Source organism: Synergistaceae bacterium, from assembly GCA_021372895.1.
GTDB lineage: Bacteria > Synergistota > Synergistia > Synergistales > Synergistaceae > JAJFTP01.
The window spans coordinates 1-25947 of sequence record JAJFTP010000011.1; the positions used below are offsets into that span (position 1 = coordinate 1).

Here is a 25947-nt window from a genome sequence, read left to right on the forward strand (position 1 = left end):
CGTTTATACTAGGCGGAGAGAGAGAGCAGCGAGCGATAGTTTGGATACGGCATATTATCTTCGGACAGATAGACTTCTGTCGAATCCGCTATCTTTCTTATTTCGCTCATAAGAGGCACTGCTTTCGTTACAAGCGCTTCGGCATGTTCCCTGGGTCCAAGCACTGCAAGCTGTTCTTTCAGTTCAATGAGCTCCGCGGTCTTCTCAATAAGCCCGACCTTTGCCTTCGCAAGCTTGGCGATATGTGCGTTCCATAAATCGAGTCCGGGGATATTCAAACCTTCAACAGCTGCACAAGACGCCTTTTCGAGTATGATCTGTTTCGATATTCCCGGAAGTATTCCTTCCCAGACCATATCGCGCAGGACAGTTATTTCTATCTCTATATTTTTAACAAAGGATTCCATCTTTATCCTGTACAATGCTTCCATTTCCTTCCTCTTAAATACACCGAATTCTTCCAGCATGTCAAGCGTTTTCGGTTCCATAAAGAGGTCGATGCCCTCGGGGATCGTATGTGCCTTGATTATTCCACGGCGTTGTGCTTCTTCATGCCACTCTTTTGTATATGCGTCTCCCTCGAAGCGGATATTTTTATTTATCTTCGAGACTTCCCGGATCGTGGATATCGCAGCATCTACCGGGTCTTCTCCGTTGTTTATGCGTTTTTCAAACAGGATGAGAAATTTCTCCATGCCGGCCGCCCAGACTGATAAGAGTGCTGTCAGGGGGACAGCCATCGCCTGGGACGCGCCCGGCGCGCGAAACTCGAACTTATTTCCTGTGAACGCGATCGGACTCGTTCTGTTGCGGTCACTGTCAAAAGCAACGATCTCAGGCAGTTTCGAAAGCCCAAGATCCACGGTGCTCTTTACGGGCAGGCCTTCGTCATCACTGCCCTCTTCTATCATGCGGATCATTTTGGCAACTGCGTCGCCCAGATATACACTGATTATAAAGGGCGGAGCCTCGTGACCGCCGAGACGGTACATATTGCCCGGTGTAGATACGGATGCCTGAAGAAGCCCAAAGTATTCCGAGACTCCAAGCACGAACGACGAAAGGAATGACAGGAAAATAATATTTTTCCTATGGTTCGTCGAAGGTTTCAGCATATTGCGGCCCTCGCTGTCACGCAGAGAGAAATTGATATGTTTCCCGCTGCCGTTCATATCCAAAAATGGTTTTTCGTGGAAAAGGAGGCGCAGTTCGTGCTGACGCGCCATTTTGCGCATGGTCTCCATGATGAGCTGGTTCTGGTCACACGCAAGGTTCGCCTCTGTAAAATTCGGCGCAAATTCGAACTGGCAGCGCGCCGCTTCATTGTGCCTAGTCGCGAGACCTACGCCGAGACGCGCAAGGTCGCGCTGCACGTCTTCCATGTACGCAAGCACTCTGGTCGGTATTGAGCCGAAGTAGTGATCCTCCATTTTCTGGTCTCGGGGCGGAGGTGAGCCTGCAAGCGTACGTCCGCAGAAGCGGATATCCGGCCTCTGCTGCGCACGCGGTCTGTCGAGCAGGAAGAATTCCTGTTCGGCGCCGACCGTGACATGGACATAGCGTATGCCACGGTTGCCGAAGAGCTTAAGCATCTTCAGCGAGCGGCTCTCTATCGCCTGCATTGAGCGAAGCAGATACGTCTTGAGGTCAAGCGGTGATCCGTCATAAGCGAGAAAGACAGATGGAATACAGAGTGTGCCGCCCTTTGGGCTTTTTATTATGAAAGCGGGGCTAGTCGGATCCCATGCACTGTAGCCTCGCGCCTCGAATGTGCTCCTCATGCCGCCGGAGGGGAAGGAGGACGCATCGGGCTCACTCTGCATGAGGTCTTCTCCTCTGAAGGATTCAAGTGGGAACCCGTTTTCATCGGCCATTACAAAGGCAGTATGTTTTTCTGCAGTAAGCTCGGTGAGAGGGTGGAACCAGTGAGCCCAGTGGCTTGCACCCTTGCTGACCGCCCAATCCTTCATGGCAAGCGCCACTGTATCGGAAATACTGGAATCGAGCTTCTGCCGTCCCTCTATTGCGCCTATGAGATTCTCATATACGTCCTTCGGAAGACGCTGCTTCATTTCCTTATTATCGAAGACAAGTGAACCATATATCTCTCTCATAGTTGGATATCCTTTCATCTCTGCCATGTAAAGCCCTCCCCGGAAATTGGATCTATGTAAATATTGTCGATTTATATCATTTATTAAGCATATATACAAGCGTATTTTTATGCTTAGCAAGCAATTATTTCTGCAATATGCGCATATTCAAAGAATATATGCGCCGTACATGTGTCAGATGACTTGTAGGTGTATTGGGATCGCCGGGCAAAATTTCTTTGTGTGCGTCTTTTGAATAAATTCGCATTTAAGGTAAGCCGATCGATCCAACCACAAAGAATTATGGTCAAACTATATTTGTATGCCTTGCTATAACAATTGTATCGACCCGTGATTTCCCGACATTGACGATTGCCCTCTGACAGCTGATTATGTCTGCTTTGTGCAGTTTTTATACCGCAATCCTCTGGACATTGAGGAGCGGTGAGAGTACATTTTGATATAGAAAAAAATATAAAGGGAGGGGAAACAAATGGATAATAGCGTTCTGTCGCGCATCATAATCAAACAGGGTGACATTACAAAGGAAGAAGCCGATGCCATTGTCAATGCGGCAAACAGCTCTCTGCTTGGCGGAGGCGGTGTTGACGGCGCGATACATCGTGCCGCCGGTCCGGAGCTTCTGAGCGAATGCGCAACTCTTGGCGGATGTCAGGCAGGCCAGGCGAAGACAACAAAGGGATATGGTCTTCCCGCAAAATTTGTCATTCATACTGTCGGCCCCATATGGCGCGGCGGCAGCAACGGTGAAGAGGCCATACTTGCAGATGCATACCGGAACAGTCTGCTAGAAGCCGTCCGCGTAGGAGCACGTACCGTAGCCTTTCCCGCAATATCAACAGGGGTGTACCGCTTTCCGCCCAAGCGGGCGGCAGAGATCGCGGTCAGCACAATTGCGGATTTTTTAAGTACACATGACGAGATCGATGAAGTCAGGCTGGTCTGTTTTTCAAAAGAATCCGTAATTTATCACGAGATGGCGCTACATGCCTGCAAAAGATAGATCCTCTGTCCGCATCCGTCAGATATTATGTTGTCCATTCATTCAATATAAATGATATTCCCAACTTTCCCACCGTCTTTCCCGCATGCTTTTGAGCGGGAATCCAGCGACTTAAATATTTTGAGGGACTGGTTCTCCGCTAAAAAACATTTAGAGAAGACGAAAAATAGAGGTTTTGAATCCACTAGTAGCAAGAGGTGGGAAAGTTGAGTGATATTCCCATACTGTAAGTTAATGGGATATCCGGTTTTTATGCGTTTTTTATCCGCGAAGTTTGAGTATATAATAAAGATTATTGTAAACAACACACTGGAGGTATTTTCCCCTGATTGAAATCCATGGACTACAGGTAAATTTCGGAGAACAGCTCGTCCTTGACGGAGTGGACTGGTTTATAACACCGAAGAGCAGGATCGGTCTTGTAGGTGACAACGGAGCTGGTAAAACAACATTGCTCCGTGTCATTGCAGGCATCTCAGAATACGACGGAGGCTCTGTAAGCATTCCGCGCGGCCGCACTGTCGGCTATCTGCCCCAGGATCTTATCGAGATAGATGATATTCGTCTGCTTGATTACCTCAAACGGCGCGCAGGGCTTGAAAAACTGGACAAAGAACTCAAAGAAACTGAAAACAGGATGTCAATGCTTGAAGAAGATTCGTCTGAGCTTCGCCGTCTTCTTGCAAAACATGAGCATCTCGAGAGACAATTTGAGACAAAAGGCGGATTCGGTTTTGACATCGAGGCCAAACAGGTTCTTAAGGGCCTTGGTTTTCACCCGGAAGTTGACGCACCGCGGCTGACATCCGAATTTTCCGGCGGCTGGAAGATGCGCGTAGCTCTTGCAGCGTTGCTGCTGTCGAGGCCTGACATCCTCCTTCTTGACGAACCGACGAACCACCTTGACACAGAGAGCATGGAATGGCTTGAAAGCTGGCTGCGCGACTACCGCGGCACTATAATCGCCGTCTCCCATGACAGACGTTTTCTCGACAAAATGGTCACGTCTGTCGCTGAACTCTCCGGCGGAAAAATAAACATATACTCCTGCGGCTATGAAAAATTCCTTACAGAGCGCGAGGAACGCCGCGCGCGCCTTGAGGCGGAGTGGGAGCAGCAAAAGGAAAAGATAGAGAGCATACAGAAGTTCGTCGAGCGCTTCCGATACAAGGCAACAAAGGCAACTCAGGTCCAGAGCCGCATCCGCCAGCTTGAGAAGATGGAGATAACAGAGCTCGAAGGCCCGTCCAAGACTGTAAATTTTAAATTCAACGAAGCTCCGAGAAGCGGCCTCGACGTGATAGCGGCAAAAGATCTGACAAAAATATACGGTAACAACACGGTCTTTAAGGACCTTAACCTCACAGTCCAGCGCGGTGAGCGCGTAGCTCTGGTGGGCGTCAACGGTGCCGGCAAATCCACGCTGCTGCGCATACTCAATAAATCAGAGGAACCTACAAGCGGCTCTGTTAAATTCGGGCTAAACGTAAAACGGGCATATTTCTCGCAGGAAAGCGCGCAGAACCTCGACTATAGCAGGACTATATGGCAGGAGGTCAACAACAGCGGATCAAAACTGCCAGAGGGCGCAAAGCGTAGCCTGCTGGGGGCGTTCCTGTTCTCCGGCGATGACATATACAAAAAGATATCAGTCCTCTCCGGCGGAGAAAAATCGCGCCTGGGCCTGTTTAAAATGCTCCTTTCTGAGTCAAACCTGCTTATACTTGACGAGCCGACAAACCACCTTGACTATGCCACGAAGGAACTTTTCCAGAAAGCACTGCTGGAATATGGCGGCACGATACTCATAGTCTCTCACGACAGGGCGTTTCTTGACGATCTCGTTGGACGCGTTGTTGAGATACGGGATGGAAAGCTTTATGACTATCCGGGCAACTACTCCTGGTTCATCGAAAAACGGTCGCTGCAGCTCGAAATTGAAAACAAGCCAAAGAACGGAGATCGGAAAAATGACACACTTGCAGACCGTACAAAGGAACAGAAGCGTGCCGAGGCAGAGGTCCGAAACAGGCTCTACCGCGAGCGAAAGGCCTATCAGGATGAACTGAAACCCATAGAGGACGCAATTGAGCGCGATGAAAAGCGTAAGGAGGAGATCTCCGCCCTTTTATGCAGCCCTGAGGTTCTGGCCGACTCGGCAAATGTGCAGTCACTTATGATAGAGCTCAAGGAGATAGAGTCGCGGCTCCGCGATAACTATCCAAAGTGGGAGGTACTGGCTGACGCAATAGAGGTTATAAAATAAATAACGACATTCTTCGTGATCGATGGAAGGATTATGAAAGACTTTGCAGACGCCGCGGCATCTGCAGAAAACAGGAGGCCGTGCAATGCTCTACGATTCAATAGACAACCTAGCCGTAAATTTACCGGAATTTATTCCTATGCTTAAAGAACTCGTGCCTTTTCTTGAAGCTGTTCAAATACATACATTCGACGAGATCAAAAAAATGGATTTTGGCCCGATCGAACTGCGTTTCGGAGAATATAACACACAGCCGGCAGATAAAATTCCCTTTGAGGCGCACGTAAAACACTGGGACCTCCAGATAGTCCTTTCAGGTGAAGAATATATCGGGTATGCACCGCTTGAAACCCTCTTCAATACCATAACTTACAACGAGAAGGAAGACATTGCGTTCTACTCAGGCAAGGGACAGATGCTCAAGCTGGAAAAAGGGATGGCGATCCTCCTCGCTCCCTGGGACGCGCACTGCCCCGGTATTATGATAGGAGATATCCCGATACAGATAAAGAAGATCATAGTTAAGCTGTAAGACTTCAGGTGCAGTCTATGGCGCTGTGTGGAATTTTTCCATGCATTACCTCGCACGTGTCTGATATAAATTTTTACGAAGGTCTATTCAAGTTGCGATATCAAGAGAAATTAGCTCTTATGCCGCATTGGCGACCTGATTTCAAATCTGTCCGATACACTAATAGAGAAGTCTTGCTGTTTCAGAATCCTATTTTTACTATTTTGGGTATCAGTGGCATTATCTTACATTATGTCGTTAAATAAATAATAATATTTCTATTTTCTTAAATATATTATTGTGTTTTTATAAAATACCTATTGTTATATCGTTTTTAGATAAAACAGCTTGACTTATCCGACCCCTCCGTTATTATATGCTTGCGTTAAGAGTCCCCGCTGGGGCAACTATTCAGAATATTTGCCTTGGCCGTCCCCGAAACGCTAGGAGGTAATCGTGCGAAAAATATGGAAAATGCGGAAGATTTTAGCTCCGCAGGCTGTGGCGGTAATGATACTATTTGTATCAGTCGTCTGTGCCCCGAATGTGGGCATGGGCAGCACCGTCCCGCCAAAGACACATAGCAACAGGCCAGAGGGAACAGTAATCACTACAACGTACGAAACAGCACCCAAAGATGACATCGTGATCGTCAAAACACACTCAACAGTAATTTTCAAAGAAGATAAACTTCAGAACCAAATCTCCAATGACGATGTCAAACTTGGTGCGGAAGCACTCGTACTTGATCCAGCTGTCCTTGCTGCGCTCGGAAAAATGGGGCTCAGTAAAGACCATATTGAGCTCTGGTCAAGCGAACATCCCCTCTCGACACTGAACAACCTCAAGGATATGCCCGCAAAAAAACAGCGTGACGTTGCTAGCGTCGCGGCGTTTATCCGTTCAGTCAACAAAAACATCTCTCCCAAGGTATCCTGGAGGGAAGCATGTGCTCTTGTCTATTACAGCGCGAAGTATGGTGTGCCGACTGAGCTTGCCGTTGGGGTGGCCAAGACAGAGAGCCGTTTCAATCCAAGCGCTCAGAGCAAAAGCGGTGCGTGCGGCGTAATGCAGGTGATGTGGAAAGTACACTCCGGTATGCTGCAGTCCAAGGGAATAGCTTCCAAGAAGGATCACATGTTCGATCCCGAGCGCGGAATCGAAGCAGGAGTAATGCTGATTTCACGTTACATCAGCGCATACGGAACGGTACAGAAAGCACTCAACCGTTATTATGGCGGTATCTCCACAGCATACCTGAAGAAGGTCAACAAAAACATGGCTATGCTTGAGAACCACTCGGGGAAGGCAGAATATTAGCAGGGACAATTTTATTTTTTAACTCTAAACGCGGATAGAGCCGCATCCTCGGGGGATGCGGCTCTTGTTTCTCAAAAACGGTTCAATTGAGATATCCTAGCAGCGAAGAGCAAATACTTCTTCTACAATTCAAACTCCGCAACAACTGCCGTGTGATCCGACGGCCTTTCCATTGCCCTGAGCTCTCGTTCGACCCGCACACCTTTGCACATTGCCGCTATAGATCCAGTGCCGAGTATATGGTCAATGCGCCAACCTATGTTGCGTGCCAGGGAATCTTTCACTCTGTAATCCCAAAATGAAAACTCTCCCTCTCCGGGCCTGTGCTGCCGAAAGATATCAACGAGCCCCCACGACATTACTTTAAAGAACGCCTCTTTGACATCCCTATGGAAGCAGACGTGGTTTACCTTATTCTTGGGGTTCGTGACATCGATATCTGTCGGGGCAACGTTGAGGTCACCAATCCAAAGCAATTTGTCCGTATTTTTATAGTCTCTTTCGAGAAGGGCAAGTATACGGTCAAAGAAGCTCAGCTTGTAAGGATATTCAGGACTTTCTAATTCCTTACCCTGCGGTACATAGGTGTTTATTATGTTCAGGTCGCCGAACCTCACACGCATAATTCGCGCGTTCTCCGACTCTTCCCTGCCATCTTCGGCCAGATCGTCTCCCAGGCCGAAGTCAGCTTCGTCCGGTTTGCTCTTTGATATTACCGCAATGCCGTTGTATGCCTTCATGCCCTTAAATGTGCAGAAGTAACCGTACTTCTCAAAAAATGCAACGGGGAAGTCCGCATCCTGACATTTCGTCTCCTGCAGACACAGGATATCCGGTGCTCCAGAGGATAAACACCACTGTTCAAGTATAGGAAGACGACTTTTAACAGAGTTTACGTTAAATGTTCCAATATCCACCAAGGGCATTGAAATCCCTCCTTTTCAAACTGTCTCGTACATATCTGATTATAGAACAGATATCTCCTAAGAAGCATAAAATGGTACAATGAAAAACGAGTTAAGAATTCTTTAGGGTTTTGCAGTCCCATAGAATTTAGGCAAATACATGGATATGCAAGATGACAACAGTCCAAAAAAACATCCGCACCCCCCAATCAGGAGTCGCGTCCTAATATGGTTCCTATACAAAAAAATCGTGAAAATTTTTAATGTTGCCAGGGAAAAACCCTGAAAATCATTCGTTGCTTTATCATGCTAAACAACCTTTTTAAAAAATTACGTTCTGAAATTACTATGTTTTCAGATATTAAGCCGTGATTATATAAATTTTTTCAAAATTTACTTTAATTTTAATAAGTTAAATCTGTTGTTTTGTACCATGTAAATATTTTTATACCAAGTGGTATAATATATAATGTATTTGACCCAGCAAACTCAGAAGGCTGAGAATGGGAATTTGAGATGAGGGAACGGTGGTTTTTATGAAGAAAATAGCGGCATTGGTTCTTTTAGTTGCATTATTGGCATGCACATCAACACCGATATCTGCAGCTCCAGCACCAAAGGCCGGCTGGCCTTCACAGCTTAAATTCATGTCAGGACCTCCGGGCGGCAACTGGTTTGCACTTGGAAGCGCGTTCGCGGATTTATGGAGCAAGAACGTTATCCAGACGACAAGCAGTTCAGGCGGAGGAGTTTCAAACATCATCAACGCTGATGTCAGAAAAGGGGATTTAGGATTCTCGGTCACTTCTCTCTTAGGCGCAGCAGTCAAAGGAGAACAGGACTTCCTCGGCCGCGCAACAAAGAATTCCGTCGTCATGGCAAACCTTTATACGCAGTACACCTATTTCATAATGCGCAAAGATTTTGCTAATAAACACAATATCAAGAAGCTGAGCGATATCTTTGACAAGAAAATTCCTGTTCGCATGGCGACACTGAAACCCGGCACCGCGTCGGAATTCGTAGTCAAGTCACTCTTCATGAAAGGCTACGGCGTGACCTACAAGGATATCAAAAAGATGGGAGGCTCTATGGAGTTCGCATCTTATGAGGGCGGCGCGGATCTCCTTGCAGACAACCATATAGACTTGTTTGCTTTCTCCGTAGGCAAAATCGCATCCATAGTCATGAATATCGAGAGTACCACCGATATTATCATACTTCCTGTCGATGACGCCGCACTCAAGGCCCTTGCCGATGCATACGGCACAGTTACCTTCACAGTTGAGCCCGGAACTTACAAGAGCGTTACAAAACCAGTCAAGACTGTTGGAGACTACACCTGTATAGTTATCCGCAAGGACCTGCCGGATGATCTCGTTTACGATCTCTGTAAATCTATCTGGACAAACAGGGCGACACTTGCAAGTGCAGTCAAGGACATCTCTGAACTCAATCCTAAGACTGCAGTCCCAAACGGTGTTCCAGCGCATCCCGGCGCAGTAAAATTCTGGAAGGAAGCAAAGTAGCTGCCGCTCTTCTATCTTTGCCTCTATTCTTTATCGACAGGGGCTCTCGTTTGAGCCCCTGTCAGCATATCTCGACCCGGGCAAGACAGACAGATTTAGTTAAGATCTCCCGCTGAGGAGCGTGTTATTAAATGAGAAAACTTCGTGGCAATACACACAAAATCATGTACATCTACATTGTCATAATAGGCATGTTTCATCTGTACACATCTGTATTCGGAGCATACGAATCATATTTACAGAAGAACATCCATCTCGGACTGGTGCTCCCTTTGGCTTTCATCCTTTTCCCGATGACCAGAAAATCACCAGACGACCGGGTCCCGATATACGACTGGATACTAGGCGGGCTTGCAATGTTACCGTCGCTTTATGTCATACTCAACTATGACGCTATTACGTTACGCATTATACAGGTCGATATCGTCACACAGACGCAGTTCATTCTCGGCATCCTGCTCTTCGTGCTCCTCATGGAGGGAACGCGTCGGGTCGTTGGTCTCCCCTTAGTGATCATAGCGTGCATTTTTGCGGGCTATATGTACTTTGGAGACAAACTCCCGGGCACTATGCACGGATTATCGTTCCCGCTTCATGAGGTTGTTGAGCAGATATACCTCACTGACGAGGGTATATTCTCCATGCCGCTGGGTGTTTCTGCAACACTTGTCGCAGCCTTCCTCATATTCGGAGGATTTCTCGAAAAATGCGGCACTGGCCCGTACTTTATGGAAGTCGCACAGGCGTTCACCGGAACTGCACCGGGCGGTCCGGCGAATATAGCGGTCATGAGTTCCTGTCTATTCGGCTCGATTTCCGGTTCGGCAGTTGCCAACGTTTACGGAACAGGAACGTTCACCATTCCGCTTATGAAGAAGCTCGGCTACCCCGCACACTTTGCAGGCGCGGTCGAAGCAGTGGCAAGTTCAGGCGGTCAGATAATGCCGCCTGTCATGGGAGCCGGAGCGTTTCTCATGGCGTCTTTCCTCGGCGTCCCATTCGCCCAGGTCATGATTGCGGCTATTGTACCGGCGCTGCTCTACTATGGGGCGGTATTCCTCATGGTACGCCTCGAGGCGCTTAAACAGGGGCTCAAGGGACTCCCCAAGGAAGAGCTTCCCAATAAGCTCGCCGTTCTCAAGAGAGCATACCTCTTTCTCCCGATAATCGGACTCGTCTATTTTCTGCTCATCGGCTATACGCCGATGCGTGCGGCCGTAATAGGTATTGCCCTTTCATGGGTCGTCTCTCTGCCGCAAAAAAACAACCGCATGGGACCGCGGCAGATCATTGATGCGATCTACAACGGTGTTAAGAACATCACCCTCGTCTGTGTTGCATGTGCGTCCGCAGGTATCGTGCTTGGATCTGTTTCGCTTACTGGCGTCGGCGTCAAGCTCATCGGCTTTGTCCTCGCGTTCTCGCATGGCATACCTCTTGTCGCACTATTCCTCGTCATGATAGTCTCGCTCGTTCTGGGTATGGGGCTGCCAACGACGGGAGCGTACATTCTTGCGGCGGCGCTCGGCGCCCCGATCCTTACAACACTTGGCTTCCCGCCTCTTTCCGCACACATGTTCGTTTTCTATTTCGCGATAATCTCGAACATAACTCCCCCTGTCGCGCTTGCAGCATACGCAGCAAGTTCAATTGCCGGCTCCGAGCCGAACAAAACAGGATTCACTGCGTGTAAGCTGGGCTTTCTCGCGTTTGTGACCCCGTTCGCATTCTGCTATGACCCGGGGATCCTTCTGCAACTGGATTTCATGGGCAACGCCTATGGAATACTCGCGTGTGTCGCTTCCTGCTTCGGTTTTGGCTTTGCGATGATGGGCTACCTGAACCGCAACCTTTTGAAGTGGGAGCGCGTCGTGTTCGTTGTGCTATCGGTAATGGCGCTTTCGCCTGATAAGATCCTTACCATTACAGGTGCGGTGGGGATTGCCGTGGCGGCGTTCCTGTTCGGGAAAATAATCAGGAAGGACAATATTACGCCTGCTGCGGTGTAAACAAGGGTAAATACCGGATACGGATTGCGTAAGTAAACATTGTGCATACTTAAAATAAACACAAAAGGCAAACCCTGAGGTTTGCCTTTTGTGTTTTATCTTACTTCCGAAAGATCGCGGATAAATGTCCCTGCGGGCATCATGGGCAGCTTTCTAGCAGTTAAAAATATTCCGTCCATGTAGATTTCGCTTGTATGGTCTTCGACGGTGATCCTGATTATCTCGTCCTGTCTCGCAAGCATGACTTCGTGCTCAGAATAGGGACCCGGCCAGGGCATTCGCTGTGAGATGACCTGTACCCCTGCAATCTCTGCGCCCATGACTCCGGGATAAGTTTCTTTGCCCGGCTTCCAGTCCCTTTGAGTTTTGGACGCAGCGTGTGCGAGAACCGCAGCCGTTCCGCTCGGTGCGTTCGCCATCTTGTACGAGTGGCGGTCTATAATGCTGACATAAGGATAGAATTCGCTGACTTTTTTTATAAAGTCCTGAACAAAACTGATGCCTAGCCCGTAGTTCGCTATCGCGGCCCAGCGCAGCCCTTTCTCTTTAACGGCCTTCTTGAAGGGTTCAAACTGTTCCTCGGTGAGTCCCGTCGTCCCGATCACAACGTTAAAGTCAAATTCAAGGTAGGTTTTCATATTTCCTTCAAGAACCGGCGTTGCGGAGAAATCTATCACGATGTCCGGCTTTGCTGCGGCAAGCCCTGTCACAAGATCATCAGTCGCAATGATCCCGAGCGGCACGCTTCCCGCAAGCGTGCCGAGGTCCTGACCAGCTTCTTTGCACCAGCCACCTACAAGTTCAAATCCATTCTGTGTTTGGATGCTTCTCACAATGGTCTTTCCGACATTCCCTGATGCTCCTGAGACAAATACTTTCATAGCCGTCCCCCCATGTGTTTTTATATATGTACTGATAGTATAATTGAAATACACAAGTCCGGCTTACGCGAAAGGGTGCGCTTTTATGAAAAATTTTTTCTATTACGAGTTCGACGTGGTCGGACGGCTCAGAATCGGAGAAGAAGACGGTAGACTGACAGATCTTCATTTTGAAAGATCACCGGATATGTATACGGATTCAGACATTGCTGAGACTCCATTACTTTTTGAGACGCACAGGCAGCTTTCGGAATATTTCACCGGAGAACGCAAAAACTTTGACCTGCCGCTCATGCCGAAAGGGACTGATTTTCAGTTGCGCTGTTGGTCGGCCTTGCTTAAAATTCCCTACGCAGAGACTCGCAGTTATGGCGACATTGCTCGTGCCGTAGGACGCCCCAAGGGTTTCCGTGCAGTCGGCATGGCCAACAACAGGAACCCTATTGCTATAATCATTCCCTGCCATCGCGTTATAGGCTCGGACGGTAAACTCGTTGGTTTCGGCGGTGGGCTTGACATTAAAAAATTCCTTCTTGAAATGGAATGCACACATGCCGCGTCTTGAATACGGGGAACCTGAACTCGCATATCTCAGTAAAAAAGATAAAAAACTTGGCGCTATTATTGAACGGACCGGCTTCATAGAGCGCAAGCTCAACGGCGACCTCTTTGACGCGCTGGTAGGCTTAATAGCTACGCAGCAGATATCAAACAAAGCCGCTGAAACTGTCACAAGGCGGATGTACGAAAAGTTCGAAGTTATCACGCCTGAGAGACTGGGCTACACAGCCGCGGAGGAAATACAGGCTATAGGTATATCCATGAGAAAGGCACATTACATCAAAGGACTGTGTGATGCTGTGCTGAGGGGAGACCTCGATATCGACGCCCTGCATGCGCTGCCAGATGAAGAAGTTGCAGCAAAACTCCTGCCGATAAAGGGAATAGGAAACTGGACCGTAGAGATGTTCCTCATCTTCTCTCTCGGGCGCATGGATGTTGTGAGCTGGGGCGATTATGCAATCAAAAAGGGCATGATGAACCTTTATGGGCACAAAGAACTGGACCGCGCGAGTTTCGACCGTTACAAAAAACGCTACTCTCCCTACGGTACCGTCGCTTCGCTCTACCTTTGGGAAGCGTCCCGCACATAACTGTATTTATCCGATTCTCCGGCCGCCCATTGTGCAAATGTCAGCAGATCATTCCAGCAGCGATAAGAAGCACACAGAGAACAAGGATCACGACATCCGCAGTCCGAAACGGATAATTTTTATAGCCGCTGCCGCGTGTGCGGCAGTTGAAGCCGCGAAGCTCCGCAGAGATTGCTGCGCCCTCTGTTTTTCTGACCGATGTTATTAGCAGCGGCACGCAGAGCGGAAAGATCAACCGCACTTTTTTAAAGAGATTTCCCGTGTCAAACTCGACGCCCCTTGCTGTCTGCGCTTCCATGATTTCCACCATTTCTGCTGAAAATACAGGGATAAAACGCATCGCCGTTGTTAACGCAAAGGCATATTTGTATGGTATATGGGCCTTACTTACAAGCACATTGGACAGGTCGCTCATCTTTGTTACGGACAGCATAAGTGCAAGAGGCAACGTGGCGCCTATAAGACGCAACACCATAAGCAACGAGAATGAGAGGCCCCTGTCTGTGATGATGATGTTCAATGGCAGACGGAGCAGTACATGGCCGTCACGGATGAAGAACACCTGCAGAATGAAGAGAAACAGGCAGAACTTAATAAGCACTTTCAGCATCCTCAACGCACGGTACACGATTCCCGCCGCAGCCGCCATCGCTACATTGAGGACTGTGATCCCGGCACAGAAGAGATGTCTCTCTGTCACAAAACATGCGGCACAGAGCATTAATGAAAGAATAAGTTTTGTCATCGGGTTGAGCCTGTGCAACAGCGAATTCCCTGGTATATAATCGAAGAATCCGCCCATTATGCTGTCCTTTTGGCTTTTTTTTCAATGGCCGAAACCATCTCGTCCACCGTAAATATCTCTTCAAATCCATCCCCAAGTCTCAGCGCGAGTCCGGTGATCTGCGGCGGAAGAAGGGATGCCTGTGCGAGAAGTTTCTTATCACGCAGTATTTCTTTTACCGGACCCTTTGCCAGAAGTTGTCCTCTGTTCAGAACCATTACATCTTCGGCAAAATCCCCTACTACCTCCATGTCGTGCGAGACCATGAGCACCGTTGTCCCTTGCTTATTTATTGCGCGGACGGATTCCATTATGTGCATACACTCGCGATAGTCAAGGCCTGTTGTCGGCTCGTCAAGTATTAGAAGCTCCGGTTTCAGGGCAAGAAGTGAGGCAAGCACAAGGCGCTGTCGCTCTCCGCGGCTCATCGTAAACGGATCCATCTCACCCTTGAAACCGAAGGCAGCAAGTACCGTTTCACAGCGGCGTTCTGCCTCTTCCCCGTCGTCCATGATGCATCCAAGTCCAAACATAATTTCGTCACGCACTGTATTTTTGCATATCTGCCTGTCAGGATTCTGAAAAAGGAACCCGGTGAATCTGGCTATGCGGCTAGTCTTTGTCGAAGCGGTATTAAACCCCCCGACCGCCACGGAGCCGCAGCTTGGCTTCAGAAGACCGTTGCACAGTTTACCGAGAGTCGATTTGCCCGCGCCGTTTGCCCCGATTAGAGCGGTGAAATCCCCTCGTCTTATATGGAAGGAAACCCCTTTGATGACATCCATTCCTCCCAAGTGACAGACGACATTATCGAAAATTATCATCCTATCGTCCTCCTTACCATCGTCTCCGCCTCTTTTACATCAAGCGGGATATCCCCGCTGTAAAGCCCTCTTTCCGCAAGCCTGTCAGCCAGAGTAACAACACGTGGACAATTGACGCCGGCTCCCTCCATCTCACTGCTATGCCTCAGCACGCTGCGGACTGATCCTTTAAAAAGGATTGAGCCCTTCTGCATCACCGCAAGTTCTTTCGCAAACTCGCAGAGAAGCATGATCTTCTGTTCAACAACCACGACCGTTATGCCGTGTTTTTCGTTAAGTTCGCGAAGAAGATGAAATATCTGCCTGCTGCTCTGCGGGTCAAGTTCTCCCGTAGGCTCATCAAGAATCAAAATTTCCGGCATAAGGGCAGTAATCGCGCATATTGCGACTTTCTGTTTCTGCCCGCCGCTGAGCGTTGCTATACTTCTATCACGAAGGTCAGAGATGGACGTCTTTTCAAGTGCACCTGCCAGCCGTGATTCAATTTCGTCCCGCGGTACGCAGAAGTTCTCCAGTCCAAAAAGAATCTCGTCCTCGACGACAGAGGCAACCATCTGGCTGTCAAAATCCTGTCTCACGCTTCCGATATGGCGGGCAAGGTTCTCGGGTGTGCTTTCAAACGTATCAAGGCCGTTCACCCTTACCTCACCGTAGAATTCCCCCTTGAAATGGTGGGGTATTATGCCGTTCATTGCCTGGAGTAATGTTGTTTTTCCTACTCCGCTGCTTCCGATGATCCCGAGAAAACCGCCTTTTTCAACCGTCAGATTTATATTGTTCAGCGCATAACCATCGCTTCCGCTGTACCTGAAATACAGATTACGTATGGATATCATAGTTATATCCTTGCTGCCCGACATTTGCCTTCTCCTTTTATATCGCTGCTAGGCTATATTCTTACTGTTGTTTGACCGCAAGGTAAGTCTCAGGGGGATATAAAGTATCTGTACAATAACCGCATTTACCGCAGCCGTTCCAAATATGATTCCGAGGAAAATTGCAAGTGGGACGGGCTTTATATCCGCACCTGCGTAGAAGACAAAATACATGATGCCGATGAATGTAAATCCGCTCGCAAGCGTACTCATAAACGTGCTGATTATCGGGATCGGAGAAAACCCGTCCTTTTTCATTGGAAACTTCATAAAAGCAGACATAACAAGTGCTCCTACAAGTTCGCTCGGAAAGTTTATGTAAGGCGTCCCCGGAAAGAACTGGCAGACCGCGCCGGCCAGAAGTCCGATGATAGCCGCTTCCTTAAACTTCGGTTTGATAAGCAGAATCGCCAGACAATACATTGCTATTATGAAATTAGGCTTCATGCCCATAGAAAACATCGAGCCGACAAAAAATTTAAGCACAGCTCCTGCTGCAAGAAGGACGCCGACAAGTAATATCTGCGAAATAGAAAGGCCACCGCCCTTCTGCTCCAAAACCACTCTCTTCTCCATTACCTCTCTTCTCTGCTCCATCTGCTACCATCCTCTCTCATCTTAAAAACAATCTCTTCTCTTCCGTTGCTGTCTGAACCAAGTCTGATCCTGCTCTCTGTATAAAAAAATCTGCCCCTTAGATAATCTAAAGGACAGATAATAAACACATCTGCGGTACCACCTTAATTGGCCTGAAAATCAGACCCGCTCTTTCGGACATGCAATGACACGCCCTGTCGTTAACGCCGGCGTACGTCCCGGATACTCGGTTTACACCTTTCACCAGACCCTCCGTGGCCCATTTGCCGTTCTGCATCTCCGCAGGCTTCTCAGCTCCGCCTGCTCTCTGTAAGGCGCATATAACGGGTTGATCCCCACATCATCGGTTTAGCTATTTGTATTGATGGGTAAATTATCACTTAAATATATATCTGTCAACCTTTTTATGAAACCTGATAAATCTCGTCCTCATTTGCTCAATCATAATGTAAAATTATCTGAGAGCTCTTCACTGCTCTATTTCACATGAAGAAACGAGGATCCAAAATGGGAATCAAACCTCTTTTACATATTATCAGCCACACAGACCTCGATGGCGTTACCGCCGCTGCGCTCGCGTGGCACGCAAACCGGGGGACGGGAAGGCTTCTCCGCGTCTCTCTTACGGGATACGGAGATGTTGACAATCTTATTCTGGAAACGCTGCGGGCGGGCGAGGAACCGCTTGTCCTGGATCTGTTCTGTCAGAGAGAGCAGACGGTAGACGAAATAGACGGCATCTGGGATGATGACAGGCAGCCCTTTCTCTTCGACCATCACAAGAGTACTTTCGAGCGCTACGGCAATAGAAAATGGGCCGTCATCGATACAAATTACTGCGGGGCGATGGTCTACTGGAACTGGCTCATGGCACAGGACTTCAGCAATGAGCATAAGGCACGTATAGCTGGGATGGAACCGCTTATGCGGATCGCGAACGACAGGGATCTCTGGCTTGGAGAAATGCCCGAAAGCCGTCTCTGGCAGGGGCTCGTGACGATGTGCGGACATTGGGGCACTTTAATGAGGCTCGTGACAGATCCTTCGTCTGAACTAACGCCTGATGAACGCTCCGGCGCGGAAGATTTCGTCGCACAACAGGAGGAACGGTTTTCTGCCGCAAAAGAAAAAATAATTAGGACAGGGAATGAGCTCTCCTTTGTCTGCGACGGGATACTTGAATTCGGGGATGTCTCTGACTTCTGCGGCCTTATCCTCGACAGGGAGCCGGATCCTCCCCTCGTTGCAGCGGTAGCTGCCAAGCGTATGGGAGGTGACTGGGCGGTCTCCATGCGAAGCCGCGATGGATTTGCCGGGAGGGTTATGGCTCTTCTCAAAGACGGCAAAAAGGTACGCGGCGGCGGACATGGCGATGCTTCCGCCCTCTACTTCCCACACCATTACAGCGAGGAACAGATCCGGAATTCCGTCCTCGCTGCCATACGGGTCGAAAAAGAACGCGCTGAAACACCTAAGGTCACACTGGGCGATCTGTTCAAAGGGCTGCAGGCTTGAGATCAATAGCTATATTCTATGCCTCTGAAGGTACGGGACACAAAACCGCAGCAGAGAATCTGCGGGACTGGTTTTTGCTTGAAAATCCCGGCGGACAGGTGCTTTGCCGTGATGTCCTTGACTACATCCCGTCGTGGCTGCATCGGCTGGTATCGGACAGCTATCTTTTTATGGCACGCTATGCCCCATGGGCATGGGGCTGGTTTTACTGGGGTTCAGACAAACCGTCGCTCCAGACCAGTGCCTTCGAATGGTTTCACTCCGTTTTGTGCAGGCTCTATCTCCCTGGGATCGAGCATGATATCGCGGCGGCGGGAGCAGAGGCCGCCATATTTACCCATTACTTCGGCGCCGCACATCTGGCACGGCGTAATCTTGGAATGTTCCCTGTATATTACGTGAATACAGACTTTGTCTGTCACCGTTTTCAACGGGATAAAATATTCCGTGCCTCTTTCGTGGCAAGCCCTATCGCGATAAAGCAGCACAATGACGAGGGGATAGAGAATGTCTTTGACACCGGTATTCCAATATCTCAGAGATTCTCCGACCCTCCGTCAAAGGCTGCCGCAAGAACAAAGCTGGGGCTTGACTCCGGCCGCAAAATATTGATCGTGAGCGGCGGCGGGATCGGAGCCGGAGCTGTTCTTTCTGCCGTTGATTCGCTCGCACGCCGCGAGGACTGGCTGACTGTCGTAATTTGCGGAAACAACAAGGCTCTGCGCAAAAAACTTTCTTCCATATATAAGAACGCGGCACACATACGCATCGAGGGTTTTGTCTCCAACATGGAGGATTATTACTGCGCTGCGGACCTGTGTGTGATGAAACCGGGGGGACTCTCGCTGTCAGAAGCTTTGGCGGCAAAGCTGCCGCTTATTCTCATGGATCCCATACCAGGCCAGGAACAGCTCAACATGGATTACCTCTGCGGACTCGGCGCAGCAACCGCACTTAAAGATGCAGTCCGCTCCGCCGACAAAGTACAGAATTTGTTTGAGGATAGAGACGCACTGATCAACATGGCCCATGCAATCGCAAAACTCTCAAGACCAGACGCAGCACGTAAAATACTGAAGATGGTCAAAGAAATGTCCTGTTATGATCAGGAGTCTGCGAATAAGCCGGACTAAGCCATATCAATGCACAAGCAACAGAGATGTTCAACAGTTAAACGGCTGTAGGAATGTATATGATATCTTGAGAGATATGGTCCGCATGTACTTAATTTTTTCAGTTTTTATAGTTCTATATCTTTTATAGTTCTATATCAAACAGCCTATACATCAAACCATGGCGAAGACTGCGGTCGCTGACAGTTATCTCTGAGACTCCGAATAGCTCCATGACAGCCTTGACTATACATGCGCCTGCAAGAATGACATCAGCGCGTTTAGGTTCAAGCCCCACGATTTTATGGCGCTCTTCGAGCGTCTTTGACGCATAACATGCTATCTGCGCATCCACATCAGAGAGAGTCAACTTTGAGCCATGGATCGCGCCAGTGTGATACACGGCCATACTTTGCCTTACAGCGGCCATACTTGTCACGTTCCCTCCGATCCCAACCAGAAGCTTTGGAGCAACGCTGACTAAACCCGCTGCAAGTTCCCCCTGGATTTCAGACTGAACTTCCAAAAGCAATTCCTCCGGTACCGGCATTTTTGAAAAATACTGCTCCGTTATACGGACGGCGCCGATATTCAGGCTGAATTTATTTTTGATGACTCCCTCCTCGCTAAGGACAAACTCCGTGCTTCCGCCTCCGGTGTCGAACATTACAAGGCTGCCATTTGCAGCACCGGGTATTGTAAATATAACAGCGCTGTATGAAAGCTCTGCTTCCTCTTCCCAGGACAGAATTTTCACATCTATGCCCGTTAGCTCCCTTACCCGCTTTATAAACGCCGACGAGTTCTTTGCCGTTCGCAGTGCCATAGTGCCTGCCGCCACAATCTCCTCCGCTCCAGCTTCTCGCGCTTCCAGGACAAAGCCGGCGACGATCTGAGCATTGCGTTCCAATGGCACATGCCCGATCTCACCGGAGATATTAAGTCCTTCCCCAAGCTTTGATATTTCACTGACATCCTTGATAAATACCAGCATATCCTTCTTGATTTTCTCTGCGAGGCAAAATTTAACAGAGTTTGTGCCTATATCTATGACCGCTTTTTTCATTTTAAACCAGCTCCTGGGCCTTTCCCTGCAGTTTTACATCATCCAAGCTTTACTCTGCTAAGCCTTTTTAGTATAGCATAGCCTAATTTACAGAAAAAGACGGGCATATGCCCGTCTTTTTCTGTAACGTGCACTGTAAGACGAATCGTTATTTGCTCTTGGGTGCAAACTGTCTGCGAAACTCATTCATGAGATCCTTACCCATATTGGCGTCAAGTTTAACCCAGCTCTTTGAGATAGCAGCCTGGAGCGGAGCAAGCTCCTTGTCCGTGTAGGTGTATACCTTAATGCCTTTTTTTCTCATCAGGTCCATGTAGCGGGCGTCATCTTTCTTCGCCTGGTCAATCGATTTTGCCGCAACCTTTGAAACTGCGTCAGAGATGATTTTCTGATCTGCAGGCTTCAGTTTACCCCATGTTTTCTGGCTCATAAGGTAAGACTCGTTTTCAAGTGAGTAATTTAGCTGATACCAGTACTTCATGGCGTCCTTCAGCACTGTGTAGGCAAGTGCGGGAGGGATTGAAGAAACTGCGTCACAGACTCCTGTCTGCATTGACTGGAAGATGTCAGCGTATGGCAGGGATATTGTCTTGTATCCCATTGCCTCAACTCCGGTCTTATATACATCCATAAAAGGGACACGCGTAAGCACACCCTTGTTGACAGTCGGATTGAGTGGTTCTCTGACCGGCTTTGTACTCCCGAGTCCAATCATCCCTTCGACGTTGAAGCCAAGAAACTTGACGCCGAGACGGGTATGGAACTGATCCATCTTCGTCGCCATCCATCCGTTGGGCTTGAAAGCCTTCTTGATTCCGTCGTATCCTGTCACGAAACCGTTAATATAGACGAGCTCCATTCGCGGGTCAAACTGACTTGGAACGGAGATAAGAGCCATGTCGATTGTACCGCGGATGAGCTCTTCATAGACTAATGTATAGTCTCCAAGCTGATTCGCAGGAAAAATTTTAATATCTATCCGTCCGTTTGACTTTGCTGCGACTTCTTTGGCTACTTCCTTCATGAAACCGGTTGCGGTGTGGTCGGGCGGGAACTGCCCCGCAAAACGCAGAGTCGTCTGCGCAGCCGATGCAATTGTTGCCATTGCCGTAAGGATAAACATTGCTGCAAGTACTGATGCAATTTTTTTGATTCTTTTCATCCTTCTGTTTCTCCTCTCAAATTGTCCATACGTTATATTTACTTGATCCACAGCCATTTGGCTGTAAAACACTGATATATATTAGGATTTGCGTCTATTTATACCTCTCCTATAAATCCTATCTATATGCCGAATATTTTTAGGGGATACGGAAAAATGCTTCCGGTTGTTTTTGTACATTGAATACAAGATATATTAGAGGTGTGTATCTGTCAACAACAGACTATTTTATATGTGATTATTGGTTATTGTTTAATATAAAAAAAATAAGGGAATGAAGTTGAATGTTTATGCGCCTTCACGGCAGCATGGACGATATACATTGGTATTACTTATATTATCAATATAAGTATATATTTACATGCGAAGATGAAAAGTAATGGCAACCGTACTTACAGGCAAAATAAAAACGCCTGCCTCTCAAGCAAGCGTAATATATCAGATTAATTTTGCCTCTTCTATTTATCGAGCGGTGGAAGCGGGGTTATCTCTTCTTCCTTTGAAAATTCCTTCTTAGGAACCCGTCTTTCCCACCAATTGGCCAAACTCTCCATATATAACTGCGCCCAAACCGGGTCCGGCCACTTTTTCCTATGCGCTGTGGTGGAGAAACATGCGCACATCATCGCAGCAAAATAAAGATACGGATGCTGGAATGCAAGAGCAGCACCAAAAAAAATAAAACACAGCGACGCAAACAGATCTTTATAGAAATACACACTATCGCTTCCTGTCCCGTAGAAAATATTATAAAATTATACCAGATAAGATGTGACTTTTAACCTTTTCGACGATTGCCAATAAGCTGCGCCATTTAGGAAAACCGCTGAGATCCCTGGCTCCCGGACCGTTTGTGCCGTGATCTTATGTAATAGGCATGTACTTGGAAACCGACCACGATGCAATTGTTTGTTGGATATATCCACGAAAGCCTGTCTAAAAGAAAGGGACTCTCAGCGCATATTTTTATATGCCCAAGAGCCTCTTTCTTTTTGTAAATTCAGTGTCAAAGTAAATAAAATAGGTTTATATCTCGCTCCTGGGTATCAATCGGCTTACCAAGGAAGGCCAAGTATGATATGCGGCAGAAAGAGTGATACTCTTGGGATATATGTCGTCACGATAAGAACCGGTATCCAGCAGAGAGCCATTAAGGTCAGGGCCGGTTTCATTATCTCGTTTATAGACGCCCCTCCGACTCGCCCGCTCAGATAGAGAACCGGCGCACAGGGCGGTGTTATACAGCCAAGAGCTGTGTTGACTCCGACAATCGCAGCGTAATGGACTGGGTCAACGCCAAGTTTGGCAATTATTGGCAGCAGGATCGGCGTTGTAAGTACAACAACGCTGATGTCGTCCATGAGCATCCCCATCAGAACAAGGAAGACGTTTATCATGAACATTATAATCAACGGATTCTTTGAGATGGAATAGAAGAGGTAGAGCACCTTTCCCGGCAGGTCTTCAAGGATATAGAGCCTTGATAGCATCGAGACAGAGTAGAGCATGACCATAATGACGCCGGTCGTGATAGAGCCTTCGATCACTATGGAATAAAGAGTCTTGTAATTGAGCCCCTTGTAGACGTAAAGTCCGATCGGGATACAGTAGAGGACGGCCAGTGCCGAAGCTTCCGTAGTCGTCATTACTCCTCCGTATATCCCGCCGAGGACCATAACCGGCATTACCAGCGCCGGAATTGCAAGATATCCGCGCTTCATGAACATATCCACGCGCTCCTTAGGGGAACGCTTCTGGCTGACAAGTATATCTTTATTGTTGCGGAGCATCCATAGATTGATAACACTTAGCAGAACTATCGTTACAATTCCAGGTCCGATAGTGGAAAGGAAACAGGCGAGAACTGATATCCCGCTTATCCACGCGAAGATGATAAGGGTCGCGTTGGGCGGGATCAGCAGCCCAAGCAAAGAAGCGTTGGCCATGAGCGCGCATGCATGCCCCATGGGATAGCCTCCCGCCTTAAAACGCGGGAACATTATAGCGCCGATGCATGAGAGAGTGGCGCATGCCGCTCCGCAGATTGAACCGAATACCGCACATGAGATTATCCCGACTACTCCGAGTCCGCCTTTTATGTGGCCCACAAAGACATCGACCATATCTATGAGCTTTTCAGCGATGCGCCCTCTCTCCATAATACCGCCTGAAATGATGAACATGGCAATGGCGATCAGGGAGACGGAATTCATCTGAGTAAAGCCGTAGGGGAGAAGCTGGGTCGCCTGATAGCCGGCCTGGTCCACTCCGCCAAAGAAGATAAGCCAGGCACAGGACGCCATGAAACTGACCGGAACCGGCACACCAATGACAAGACACGCCATTAGAATTACAAGTGCTATATAAATCATACTGTTTTACCTCCGGCAAAAAGGGCTTTTGTCGCTCTGTAGGCTTCCCAGCCAAAGTAATATGACATTGAAACAAGCCCCATGAATATCGGAAGGTAGCCCGTCCACATTGGGATTCTCCATGCGACGGACTTAGGAATGGCAACCCCTGTCCCCAGAGGCCCCAGGAAACCGAACATGAAGAAATCGTATCCCCACCAAGTGAAAAGCAATGTGACCCCAAGGGTAATGACGGTCTTTACAAAAATCAGCAGCCTCTTTACGGTCCCTTCTTTAACGTAGGACACAACGAGATCCGCTGATACATGCGACCCGGCAAATGCTCCGTATCCTGCACCCATAAAATATAGCCAGAAGGCGAATATCTTGATCCATTCCTCATAGCCATAGAGGTCCATTTCGAGTATATAACGCATAACTGTTGCTGCGCTTATGATAACAACCAGCAGCATCGCCATCGTAAAACATATGACAGAATAGATGCTGACAGTACATTTGTCAAAGAAATTCGTTGGTTTTCTTAAAGTTGAAACCGGCACTTCGTATACGTATTCGCTGTACTTCTGCTGTGTTTCTGCTTCAGACATCAAAAGTTGCTCCTTTCAAAACAGAAAACCGGGGAGGGGCACCCCTCCCCATTCGAATTTTCCTGTAAATTACTACAGATAAACTTATCTATCCATTATTTATTTAACAGATTTGCCTAGGTGCTTCTCAAATTCCTCCATAAGCTCTTTTGTCATCCCGCGCTTACCAAGCTCCGGCCACGTTGTGATGCAGGCTTCTTTGATGGGCTTAAGCTCTGCTTCGGTATATCTGAATACTTTGATGCCCTTCTTCTCCATAAGGTCCATGTACTTGTTATCTTCTGATTTTGCATTGTCGATGGAGCGAAGTGTATATTTCTTTGCTACTTCCTGGAAAACTTTCTGGTCTGCCGGTGTAAGCTTCTTCCAGGATTTTTCGCTTACCATCATTGCGAGGTATTCCATTGAATAGTTTGTATGATACCAGTATTTCAGCACGTCGCCGAGTATCGTGTACGCAGCTGCCACAGGATAGCCGTCAACTGCATCGCAGACTCCGGTCTGCATTGACTGATAAACATCCGAGTAGGGGATGGTGATCGGACGGAAACCCATTGCCTTTGCGCCGAGGGTATAGACATCCATATTAGGTACACGTGTGAGAACACCCTTGTCGACCTTCGGGTTAAGGGGTTCTTTGAGAGGTTTCGTTGAGCCGATACCGATCATACCCTCAATATAAGACCCGATCAGTCTTACGCCGAGTGCGCTTGAAAGTTCGTTAAGTTTGTTGGGGAGCCATGCGCCGGGGACGAAAACTTTCTTCGCCTCGTCGTAGCCGCTCACATAACCGTTGATGTAGACGAGCTCAAGTCGCGGATCAAATTCACTGGCTATTGACATAAGGGACATGTCGATCGTGCCGCGGATCATTTCTTCCATAACGAGCGAGTAATTGCCGAGCTGGTTTGCCGGATAGACCTTTATCTCTACGCGGCCGTTGGTCTTCTGTGCGATTTCTTTTGCCATTGCATTCATGGTTTTGGTTGCCATGTGGTCTGGGGGAGACTGTCCTGCGAAGCGGAAAACAATCGGAGCTGCCGTTGCCGGTGTGACTATCGCTGCAAAGAGGAATACCACTGCTAGCAATACTGCAAATTTCTTCAATTAAAAACTCTCCCTTCAAAATCCCTATTCTCCAAATATGATGCTGTTTCCGGGCCTAAGGTAACAAAGAATTAAAAAAAGCTCAATTTGACTTCAGATTATTTCTGTCACAACCCTCCTTTCTGAAATAAAAAAATAACTCTTCTGAATTTTTGCCAATATTCCAAATCAACTCCTACGCTAGGTTTGAAATACTGATTAAAAAATACTTAATCTTACAAAATAAATTACATCATACCGCCAGTTTAGTCAAT

Annotated in this window: 22 protein-coding genes; 10 read left to right on the plus strand and 12 right to left on the minus strand. The window is 48.1% G+C overall.

Translation table 11 applies throughout. The features are described 5' to 3' along the window. Positions 1-8: 8 nt before the first annotated feature. On the minus strand, positions 9-2141 hold the full coding sequence (locus LLF78_01185) for a glutamine synthetase III (protein MCE5201116.1): 2133 nt from the start codon (positions 2139-2141) through the stop codon (positions 9-11). Positions 2142-2586: 445 nt separating this feature from the next. Between LLF78_01185 and LLF78_01190 the strand changes: the two genes are divergently transcribed. From LLF78_01190 to LLF78_01205, 4 genes are all read left to right on the plus strand, one after another. Then, a complete protein-coding gene (locus LLF78_01190) occupies positions 2587-3117 on the plus strand; it encodes an O-acetyl-ADP-ribose deacetylase (GenBank protein ID MCE5201117.1) in 531 nt (176 codons plus the stop codon). 382 nt (positions 3118-3499) lie between these two features. After that, the gene (locus LLF78_01195) at positions 3500-5383 is read left to right on the plus strand and encodes an ABC-F family ATP-binding cassette domain-containing protein (protein MCE5201118.1); all 1884 of its coding nucleotides are present in this window, start codon (positions 3500-3502) and stop codon (positions 5381-5383) included. Positions 5384-5468: 85 nt separating this feature from the next. Beyond that, on the plus strand, positions 5469-5915 hold the full coding sequence (locus LLF78_01200) for a YhcH/YjgK/YiaL family protein (GenBank protein ID MCE5201119.1): 447 nt from the start codon (positions 5469-5471) through the stop codon (positions 5913-5915). A 435-nt stretch (positions 5916-6350) separates the two neighbouring features. Beyond that, positions 6351-7214 (plus strand): transglycosylase SLT domain-containing protein, encoded by an 864-nt coding sequence (locus LLF78_01205; protein MCE5201120.1) that lies wholly within the window; start codon positions 6351-6353, stop codon positions 7212-7214. A 122-nt stretch (positions 7215-7336) separates the two neighbouring features. On the opposite strand, the gene xth is transcribed toward LLF78_01205, so the two are convergent. Then, positions 7337-8140, minus strand: coding sequence for an exodeoxyribonuclease III (gene xth / locus LLF78_01210; protein ID MCE5201121.1), 804 nt, complete (start codon positions 8138-8140; stop codon positions 7337-7339). 515 nt (positions 8141-8655) lie between these two features. Between xth and LLF78_01215 the strand changes: the two genes are divergently transcribed. Both LLF78_01215 and LLF78_01220 read left to right on the plus strand, forming a co-directional pair. Further along, complete coding sequence (locus LLF78_01215) at positions 8656-9648, plus strand: TAXI family TRAP transporter solute-binding subunit (protein MCE5201122.1); 993 nt, start codon at positions 8656-8658, stop codon at positions 9646-9648. 131 nt (positions 9649-9779) lie between these two features. Beyond that, a complete protein-coding gene (locus LLF78_01220; GenBank protein ID MCE5201123.1) occupies positions 9780-11657 on the plus strand; it encodes a TRAP transporter permease in 1878 nt (625 codons plus the stop codon). A 95-nt stretch (positions 11658-11752) separates the two neighbouring features. On the opposite strand, the gene dapB is transcribed toward LLF78_01220, so the two are convergent. Next, a complete protein-coding gene (dapB, locus tag LLF78_01225) occupies positions 11753-12538 on the minus strand; it encodes a 4-hydroxy-tetrahydrodipicolinate reductase (protein ID MCE5201124.1) in 786 nt (261 codons plus the stop codon). Between the two features lie 85 nt (positions 12539-12623). Between dapB and LLF78_01230 the strand changes: the two genes are divergently transcribed. After that, a complete protein-coding gene (locus LLF78_01230; protein ID MCE5201125.1) occupies positions 12624-13103 on the plus strand; it encodes a methylated-DNA--[protein]-cysteine S-methyltransferase in 480 nt (159 codons plus the stop codon). Continuing rightward, positions 13090-13692 (plus strand): DNA-3-methyladenine glycosylase 2 family protein, encoded by a 603-nt coding sequence (locus tag LLF78_01235; GenBank protein MCE5201126.1) that lies wholly within the window; start codon positions 13090-13092, stop codon positions 13690-13692. Before LLF78_01230 ends, LLF78_01235 begins: the two co-directional genes overlap by 14 nt. A gap of 40 nt (positions 13693-13732) precedes the next feature. Here the strand turns inward: LLF78_01235 and LLF78_01240 are convergent, their stop codons facing one another. From LLF78_01240 to LLF78_01255, 4 genes are read right to left on the minus strand one after another with little or no spacing between them, the layout of a single operon-like run. After that, positions 13733-14494, minus strand: a complete 762-nt coding sequence (locus LLF78_01240; GenBank protein ID MCE5201127.1) for an energy-coupling factor transporter transmembrane protein EcfT — start codon at positions 14492-14494, stop codon at positions 13733-13735. Beyond that, positions 14494-15300: an energy-coupling factor ABC transporter ATP-binding protein gene (locus LLF78_01245; protein ID MCE5201128.1), complete on the minus strand. Its 807-nt coding sequence runs from the start codon at positions 15298-15300 to the stop codon at positions 14494-14496. Before LLF78_01245 ends, LLF78_01240 begins: the two co-directional genes overlap by 1 nt. Then, positions 15297-16160 carry an ATP-binding cassette domain-containing protein gene (locus LLF78_01250; protein ID MCE5201129.1) on the minus strand — a complete coding sequence of 288 codons (864 nt, stop codon included), beginning with the start codon at positions 16158-16160 and terminating at the stop codon, positions 15297-15299. Before LLF78_01250 ends, LLF78_01245 begins: the two co-directional genes overlap by 4 nt. A 24-nt stretch (positions 16161-16184) precedes the next feature. After that, positions 16185-16772 carry a hypothetical protein gene (locus LLF78_01255; protein ID MCE5201130.1) on the minus strand — a complete coding sequence of 196 codons (588 nt, stop codon included), beginning with the start codon at positions 16770-16772 and terminating at the stop codon, positions 16185-16187. Positions 16773-17279: 507 nt separating this feature from the next. Here LLF78_01255 and LLF78_01260 point away from each other — a divergent pair. Further along, positions 17280-18287, plus strand: coding sequence for a phosphohydrolase (locus LLF78_01260; GenBank protein MCE5201131.1), 1008 nt, complete (start codon positions 17280-17282; stop codon positions 18285-18287). Continuing rightward, positions 18284-19420, plus strand: a complete 1137-nt coding sequence (locus tag LLF78_01265; GenBank protein ID MCE5201132.1) for a glycosyltransferase — start codon at positions 18284-18286, stop codon at positions 19418-19420. Before LLF78_01260 ends, LLF78_01265 begins: the two co-directional genes overlap by 4 nt. A gap of 124 nt (positions 19421-19544) precedes the next feature. Here LLF78_01265 and LLF78_01270 read toward each other — a convergent pair whose 3' ends face one another. From LLF78_01270 to dctP (LLF78_01290), 5 genes are all read right to left on the minus strand, one after another. After that, the gene (locus tag LLF78_01270) at positions 19545-20465 is read right to left on the minus strand and encodes a Ppx/GppA family phosphatase (GenBank protein MCE5201133.1); all 921 of its coding nucleotides are present in this window, start codon (positions 20463-20465) and stop codon (positions 19545-19547) included. 148 nt (positions 20466-20613) lie between these two features. After that, the gene (dctP, locus tag LLF78_01275) at positions 20614-21627 is read right to left on the minus strand and encodes a TRAP transporter substrate-binding protein DctP (protein MCE5201134.1); all 1014 of its coding nucleotides are present in this window, start codon (positions 21625-21627) and stop codon (positions 20614-20616) included. 1055 nt (positions 21628-22682) lie between these two features. Next, positions 22683-23999, minus strand: coding sequence for a TRAP transporter large permease (locus LLF78_01280; protein MCE5201135.1), 1317 nt, complete (start codon positions 23997-23999; stop codon positions 22683-22685). Beyond that, positions 23996-24586 carry a TRAP transporter small permease gene (locus LLF78_01285; GenBank protein MCE5201136.1) on the minus strand — a complete coding sequence of 197 codons (591 nt, stop codon included), beginning with the start codon at positions 24584-24586 and terminating at the stop codon, positions 23996-23998. Before LLF78_01285 ends, LLF78_01280 begins: the two co-directional genes overlap by 4 nt. Positions 24587-24685: 99 nt before the next feature. Further along, on the minus strand, positions 24686-25693 hold the full coding sequence (gene dctP, locus LLF78_01290) for a TRAP transporter substrate-binding protein DctP (GenBank protein MCE5201137.1): 1008 nt from the start codon (positions 25691-25693) through the stop codon (positions 24686-24688). Positions 25694-25947 lie beyond the last annotated feature (254 nt).